The sequence below is a fragment of the Alitiscatomonas aceti genome (assembly GCF_025567195.1).
Taxonomy (GTDB): domain Bacteria; phylum Bacillota; class Clostridia; order Lachnospirales; family Lachnospiraceae; genus Alitiscatomonas; species Alitiscatomonas aceti.
The window spans coordinates 84,802-92,186 of sequence record NZ_JAOQJF010000013.1; the positions used below are offsets into that span (position 1 = coordinate 84,802).

8 protein-coding genes are annotated in these 7,385 nt (G+C 55.7%); all 8 read right to left on the reverse strand.

Translation table 11 applies throughout. The features are described 5' to 3' along the window. Positions 1–8: 8 nt before the first annotated feature. The 8 genes from argR to nusB all read right to left on the reverse strand — a co-directional run bounded on the left by argR (position 9) and on the right by nusB (position 7,071). The gene (gene argR, locus OCV69_RS08355) at positions 9–464 is read right to left on the reverse strand and encodes an arginine repressor (RefSeq protein WP_158358538.1); all 456 of its coding nucleotides are present in this window, start codon (positions 462–464) and stop codon (positions 9–11) included. A gap of 103 nt (positions 465–567) precedes the next feature. Further along, the gene (locus OCV69_RS08360; protein ID WP_158358537.1) at positions 568–1,416 is read right to left on the reverse strand and encodes an NAD(+)/NADH kinase; all 849 of its coding nucleotides are present in this window, start codon (positions 1,414–1,416) and stop codon (positions 568–570) included. A 21-nt stretch (positions 1,417–1,437) separates the two neighbouring features. Further along, positions 1,438–2,244 carry a TlyA family RNA methyltransferase gene (locus tag OCV69_RS08365; RefSeq protein ID WP_158358536.1) on the reverse strand — a complete coding sequence of 269 codons (807 nt, stop codon included), beginning with the start codon at positions 2,242–2,244 and terminating at the stop codon, positions 1,438–1,440. Further along, positions 2,241–4,184 (reverse strand): 1-deoxy-D-xylulose-5-phosphate synthase, encoded by a 1,944-nt coding sequence (gene dxs, locus OCV69_RS08370; RefSeq protein WP_158358535.1) that lies wholly within the window; start codon positions 4,182–4,184, stop codon positions 2,241–2,243. Before dxs ends, OCV69_RS08365 begins: the two co-directional genes overlap by 4 nt. A 22-nt stretch (positions 4,185–4,206) precedes the next feature. Beyond that, positions 4,207–5,100, reverse strand: coding sequence for a polyprenyl synthetase family protein (locus OCV69_RS08375; RefSeq protein WP_158358534.1), 894 nt, complete (start codon positions 5,098–5,100; stop codon positions 4,207–4,209). Further along, on the reverse strand, positions 5,084–5,323 hold the full coding sequence (gene xseB / locus OCV69_RS08380; RefSeq protein ID WP_022273680.1) for an exodeoxyribonuclease VII small subunit: 240 nt from the start codon (positions 5,321–5,323) through the stop codon (positions 5,084–5,086). The genes OCV69_RS08375 and xseB overlap by 17 nt, the downstream gene beginning before the upstream one ends. Then, entirely contained in the window at positions 5,290–6,591 is a 1,302-nt protein-coding gene (gene xseA / locus OCV69_RS08385) for an exodeoxyribonuclease VII large subunit (RefSeq protein WP_158358533.1), read from the reverse strand. The genes xseB and xseA overlap by 34 nt, the downstream gene beginning before the upstream one ends. 21 nt (positions 6,592–6,612) lie before the next feature. Next, on the reverse strand, positions 6,613–7,071 hold the full coding sequence (nusB, locus tag OCV69_RS08390; protein WP_158358532.1) for a transcription antitermination factor NusB: 459 nt from the start codon (positions 7,069–7,071) through the stop codon (positions 6,613–6,615). Positions 7,072–7,385: the final 314 nt, after the last annotated feature.

The following is a 7,385-nucleotide window of genomic DNA, read 5'->3' on the forward strand; positions in this document are numbered from 1 at the left end:
CCATCACCTCAATTCTGCTCATTCAGGATCTTTTTCAGCTTATCCATCAGAAGAATCGTATCGTCCACAGTCCTTACGGCGCACATGATGGTATTGTCTCCGGCCACACAGCCCACGATCTCGTGGAAGCCGATCACATCCAAAGCCTCTGCCACCGCCATGGCCATGCCGGACACAGTTTTAATGACCAGGATATTCTGGGCCATATCCATGGATACGAAGCAGTCCCGCAGGATGCGGATATATTTCTCCCCGAAGTCCCTCTGATGCTGCATCACCGAATAGCACTGGCGGCCATTTTCCTTCTGCACCTTCGTAAGCTTCAGCTCCCGGATATCCCTGGAGACCGTGGCCTGGGTCACATGGTATCCGGCCTCTTTTAAATAGGAAGCCAGCTCCTCCTGCGTCTCGATCTGGTACTTGCCGATCAGCTCTACGATCTTGCTGTGTCTGTCTACCTTCATGTCTGTTACCCCTTTCCTGTAACTGTTCCGTATCCCTCCGGTTACAACGTGCTCTGCCTTTTCCATCTGCGGCTCCGGCCCCGGCCGGCTCCGCCCTCTTCCCCTATGCGTCGTACATCTTGTGCTTTAAGATATCCAGGAATGACCGGTCGTCTAGCTTCACTGCCCGGGTCACCATCTTGGACCGTTCGATCTCAATATAATCCCCACGGGTCAGCGCCACCTTGGTTCCCCCGTCAAAGGCGGCTGCCTGGCACCCTTCATTTTTTTCCGATATCTCGATCCGGATCCGGCTTTCCGGTCCCAGAACGATGGTCCGGGACGTCAGTGTATGAGGGCACACCGGCGTCAGGATCAGAAGCTCCCCGTCCGGCTGGGCAATGGGGCCCCCTGCAGACAGGTTATAGGCCGTGGAGCCCGTAGGTGTGGAGACGATCACCCCGTCGGCACTGTATTCATACAGAAACTGGCCGTTGACGTAGATCTTAAATTTCAGGACGCGCATGTCCCCCTCCCGGGCCAGTACGATATCGTTCAAGGCAATATGGCTGGCCGCCGGTTTTCCCTTATGGTATACCCGGCCCGAAAGCATCATCCGTTCCTGGATCTCATAACGGTCTGAAAGCAGGGCATCCAGAAGCTCCTCCAGATTGCCCCCCTTTCCCATCTGGGTCAGATAGCCCAGGTCCCCCAGGTTGATGCCCACAATGGGGAGGCCTGTGCCTGCCAGATCCCTGGCCGCCTGGATAAAGGTCCCGTCTCCTCCCAGGGTGATGACGCACTCCGTATCCTCCGGCACGTCAGAAACGGATGTAAACCGTTTCCCCTTGCTGAACACGCCTCCGGATGTCCTGCAGGTGCATCCATGGTCCTTCAGATACCGGGAGATCCTCTCTCCCATGGCTTTTGTATCTTCTTTATCTTCGTTGACAATGATATAAAAATGTTTCATATGCTGCTCCCGCTGGAACGCCTAATCCAGCGTCTCATGTGCCTGGTTTACGATCTCCTCCGCATCAATGGAGCTGTTTTCGTAAACGTTTCCGCTGGCATCGTTTCTTAAATGCAGGAGGTACTCGATATTTCCCTCCGGTCCCTTAATGGGTGAGAACTCCAGATGCAGGGCCTCGAAGCCGATACTTCCTGCAAAAGCCGCCACCATGCGGATCACCTCCAGGTGGACGGACCGCTCCCGGACCACGCCCTTTTTCCCGACCTTTTCCCGGCCGGCCTCAAACTGCGGTTTAATGAGGCATACCACCTGGCCGTCCGGCTCCATAAGGGCCTTCACCGGCCCCAGGACCTTGGTAAGGGAGATAAACGATACGTCAATGGAGACGAACTGGATCCGGTCCGGGATCTCCTCCGGGGTCACATACCGGATGTTGGTCTTTTCCATGCAGACCACCCGCGGGTCGTTCCTGAGCTTCCAGGCCAGCTGTCCATGGCCCACATCCACAGAATAGACCTTCACAGCCCCGTTCTGCAGCATGCAGTCGGTGAACCCGCCGGTGGACGCTCCCACGTCCATACAGATCTTCTGATCCAGGGTCACGCCGAAATGGGTCATGGCCTTCTCCAGTTTTAAACCGCCCCGGCTCACATATTTTAAGGTGCTCCCCCTGACCTCGATCTTTGCCGTCTCCTCAAACATGGAGCCGGCCTTGTCCTCCTTCTGGTCATCCACATAGACGATCCCGGCCATGATCACCGCCTTGGCCTTCTCCCTGGACTCCGCCAGATTCTTTTTTACTAACAGCACGTCTAACCGTTCCTTCATGGATCCCGACGCTCCTTCTCTGTACTATTTGGACAATCGAAACTGTTCTGTATTTTCATATTTCCATGACTGTCATATAGATCTAAATATTCCGTAAAGATCCGTTTGATCACTGAATCGCTGTCGATCCCCAGCATCTCCCGCAGGAGCGACACGTTCCCATGCTCCACATAGGCGTCTGGAAGAGCCACCTGGATCACATGGATCTCCGGATGGTGTTCATGGATGTACCGGGTGGCGCACATGCCCATGCCGCCCCGCAGCACATTTTCCTCCAGGGTGACGATCAGCTTATGGCTCCTGCACAGCCGGTCGATCATATCCGTGTCCAGAGGCTTTACAAACCGGGCGTTCACCAGGGTACAGGAATATCCTCTGGCCTTCAGCTTTTCCCTCACATGCTCTCCGGTGCTGACCATGCTTCCCAGGGCAAAAAGAGCGATGTCCTTCTCCTCAAAAAGCATTTCCGCCTTTCCGTATTCCACCGGCGCATCAAATTCGGAAAGGCCCCGGTAGGCCTGTCCTCTCGGGTAACGGACGGCCAGAGGACCGTCAAAGCCCACGCCGAATTCCAGCATCCGTTCCAGCTCCCACAGATTTTTTGGCGCCATGATGCTCATTCCGGGAACCAGGCTTAAAAACGAGATATCAAAGATCCCCTGGTGGGTCTCCCCGTCGCTGCCCACAAGACCGGCCCGGTCGATGGCAAAGAGCACCGGAAGCTCCTGGATACAGACATCGTGGAGGATCTGATCGTAGCCTCTCTGTAAAAACGACGAGTACACCGCGACCACAGGCTTTAAGCCCGCCGATGCCATTCCCGCCGCCGAGGTGACCGCATGGGCCTCAGCGATCCCCACGTCAAAAAAACGGTCCGGGAACTGCTTTGCAAACCTGGAAAGCCCCGTGCCATCGGGCATGGCCGCCGTGACTGCCACGATCCGTGGATCCTTCTCTGCCAGCTCACAGAGCTTTTCTGAAAAAACATCCGTATAACCCGGGAACTGCTTTTCTTTTAACGGCTTCCCCGTTTCAATATCAAAGGGGTCCACTCCATGGAACCGGGAGGGGTTCTGCTCCGCCGGGCCGTAGCCCTTTCCCTTGGTGGTCACCACATGGACCAGGACCGCATGGCGGACCCGCTTGGCCTCCTTTAAGACCTGGACCATTTCCTCCACATTGTGGCCGTCCACAGGCCCCAGGTAGGTGATCCCCATGTCCTCGAACAGCATCCCTGGCACTAAAAACTGCTTGATCCCGTTTTTAGCCAGGAAAAGGCCGTTGACCATGGCTTTTCCGATCACCGGCACGGACCGCAGGGTGCGTTCCACCTTAAGCTTCAGATCCGCATAGCCCTCTCTGGTACGGACATTGCTCAGGTACCGGGACATGCCGCCCACGTTTTTTGAAATGGACATCTCGTTGTCATTTAATACGATAATAAAATTTTTCTTCAGCTGGGCCGCATTGTTCAAGGCCTCATAGGCCATGCCGCCCGTTAAAGCGCCGTCTCCGATGATGGAGATGACCGAATAGTCCTCGCCCAGGATCTCTCTGGCCTGGGCGATCCCCAGGCCTGCGGAAATGGAGGTGGAGCTGTGGCCCGTGTCAAAGGCGTCATAGGGGCTCTCCTTCCGTTTTGGGAAGCCGCTCATGCCGCCGAACTGGCGCAGATCGTCGAAGCCGTCCTTTCTCCCGCTGAGGATCTTATGGGTATAGGCCTGATGGCCCACGTCCCATATGATCTTATCCTTCGGAAGATCAAAGGCCAGGTGCAGGGCCATGGTCAGCTCCACGACTCCCAGGTTGGATGCCAGATGGCCGCCTGTACGGCTGATCTTTTCCAGCAGAAACTGCCGGATCTCCTGCGCCAGCACCGGATAATCTTCCACTTTCAGCTTCTTGATATCCGAAGACTGTTCTATCTTTTCCAGAAGCATTCCGTTCCTACTCCTTTAAGTCCTATTTCTCCCGGTCCACCAGGGTCTTAATGAGCGTTCCCAGGAATTCCTTATCCCCCGGAAGGCTGTTTAAAGCGTCTGCTGCCCGGTCTGAGAGTGTTTTTACTTCTGCCTTTGCCTTTTCCAGTCCCTTTAACGTCACATAAGTGGTCTTTTCATTCTTTTCATCGCTTAAGACCGGTTTTCCCAGGACCTCTGCGGTGCTCACCAGGTCCAGGATGTCGTCCTGGATCTGGAATGCCATTCCCACGTCGGCAGCGATCCGTTCCACCGTTTCCTCTTCCTCTTTTCCGGCTCCGGCAAGCACTGCCCCGATCCTCATGGACGCCTCTAAGAGCGCCCCGGTCTTTAACCGGTAGATAAAGGAAAGCTGCTCCTCCGGAACCGGCTTTCCTGTCAGCTCCACATCCACCGTCTGGCCGCCGATCATTCCGTAGATCCCGGTCCTTTCTGCCAGGATCCCCATGGCCCTGGCCACCCGCTCCGGATCTCCGCCCAGAGCCAGCGCCTTAGCCGCTGTCTCAAAGGCAAAGATCATCAGGGCATCTCCGGCTAACACCGCCATATCATAGCCGTACACCTTCCAGGTGGTGGGCTTTCCCCGGCGCAGCTCATCGTTGTCCATACAGGGCAGGTCGTCATGGATCAGAGATGAGGTATGGATCATCTCGATGGCCGCCATAAAGGGCAGGATCTCCTTTCCCTTTCCGCCGAGCATCCGGTACGTCTCCATCATGAGAAGGGGACGGAGCCGCTTGCCTCCGGCCTTTACACTGTAATTCATGGCCTCGAAGATCGTCTTCTGGAAGCCCTTTTCCTCCGGCAGGTACGCATACACCGCCGCCTCTGTCTCCGCCGTTTTCTGTTCCAGTAATTCTTTAAAACTGCGTTCCATCGTCCTCTTCCTCCGCCGGTCCTCCGCCCAGGACCATGATCTGCTTTTCGATCTTTTCTATTTTCTCATTGCAGCTCTTCACCAGCCGCATGCCTTCCTCATAATTCTTAAAGGCATCCTCCAGGGAGCCCTTTCCGCCCTCCAGGCGGCCGATCAGATCGTCCAGGGCCGCAAACGTTTCCTCTATGGTCATGTCTGCTCCGTTTTTATCCAGTTCTGCCATCCCGACTCCTCATTCCTTTCCGTTACCAGGGCCGAAAGCGTTCCGTCTGCCACCTGTACGGTGATCCCGCTCCCCGGCGGCGCCTGCTTTACAGAGCCCAGCCGTTTTCCCTCCTGATCCTCGATATATCCAAAGCCCTGGCTCAGCTTTCTTAAGGGAGAAAGCCCCCAGAGCCTGCCGCTGGCCTCTGCCAGCCGTTTTTTATCGTCTTCCATCCTCCGGTCCATGGCGCGGGAGAGGCGTCCTTCCCGGCTCTGGAGCCGTGACCGGATCTCCCCGGTGCGGGCGTCCATGATCCGCTCCAGCCGTTCCTCCTGATCCGCCAGCCGCTGCCTTTTTTCCCGGATCACATGCTGGGGATGGTAAAGCCGGATCTTCAGCTCATCCTGGCGCAGCCTTCCCTTTACCTGATCCAGGAAAAAGCCCATCTCCCGGGAAAGCTTCCGCTTTCTTGCTTCCAGATCCGCCGCAAACCTGGCATAATCAAAGACTGCCAGCTCTGCCGCTGCCGAAGGCGTAGGGGCTCTTAAGTCCGCCACATAGTCGGCAACGGTCACATCCGTTTCGTGGCCCACCGCAGAGATCACCGGCGTTTCACAGGCAAAGATGGCCCGGGCCACCTCCTCCTCATTGAAGGCCCACAGATCCTCGATGGAGCCGCCGCCCCGGCCTACGATGAGAACGTCCAGTCCCATGGCGTCCAGGGTACGGATCCCGTTTACGATGCTCTCCTTCGCTCCCTGCCCCTGTACCAGGGCCGGATAAAGGATCAGCTGCACATAGGGATTCCTCCGTCTGCTGATATTGATGATGTCCCGGATGGCCGCCCCGGTGGGGGCTGTAACGATCCCTACGGACATGGCATATCTGGGGATCGGCCGCTTATACTGGGCCGCAAACATCCCCATCTCCTCCAGCTCCCGCAGAAGCTTTTCAAACCGGACGTACAGGTCGCCCCGGCCTGCCAGCTCGATCTCCGACGCGTAAAGCTGGTATCTTCCGTCCCGCTCGTAAACGTCAACAGTCCCCTTGACCACCACCTGCTGGCCCTCTGCCAGACGGAAGCCCAGCCCCTTTCTCTGGCCCGCGAACATGACGGCCGAAAGGGTCCCTCCCGAATCCTTTAAGGTAAAGTAAATGTGGCCGGAACTGTGATATTTACAGTTGGAAACTTCCCCCTTCACCGAGATCCGGCGAAGAAGGAAGTCCTGGACAAACATATTTTTGATATACGAATTCACCTGCGTGACTGAATATACTCCCGCCATAGCTGCTCTCCGGCCTTGATTTTATTCGGATCTTTCTTCCACCAGCTTCGCCAGGATCCCGTTGACAAAGGCCGGGGCCCCGTCTCCGCCGAATTTCTTGGCCAGCTCCACAGCCTCGTTGATGGCCACCTTCTCCGGAATCTCCTGATCCTCCTTCATCTCAAAAAGAGCCAGCCGGAGGATCGTAAGCTCCACCCGGCCCATGCGTCTGGTCTTCCAGCCCTCGGCCACCCCGTTGATCTTCTCATCCAGCTCCGGGATCTTTTTCATAATGGCCTCCACCCGGGCCTCCAGGGCCGTTTTATCCGCTCCCTCCAGGTCCACCTGGTGGAGCACCTCGTCCGCTCCGTCCTTTCCTGTAACGTCCTCCACCGGAGCGTCAAAATACCGCTCCAGCTGTTCCTCCTTTTCCTCTGCCGGATAAAAATCCTGGCAGAACAGCATCTTAAAGCAATGTTCCCGAGCTTCCCTTCTGGTCATCGGATTACCTCCATTTATAATCTGAACCGTTTCTTCGATTTCATTTTCTGGTCTTATCTTTCGATTATACATGAATCTGCATAGTTTCACAAGACCTTTATGTATGCGGACGCAAAAAACAGTATCCCCATAGGACAGACGCACGGCGCTTCCCGGACGCAGCAGGCAGACAAAAAATTTTATTTTTTTCAAAAAAAGACTTGCTTTTTTTGAAATCCATGGTACCTGACTTCCGTCGTTTCTCTCAAAACATAGTACTCAGGAGTCCAGGAGGATACAGTTCTGAAAAAGATTGTTGATTTCTTTTTCAGTGA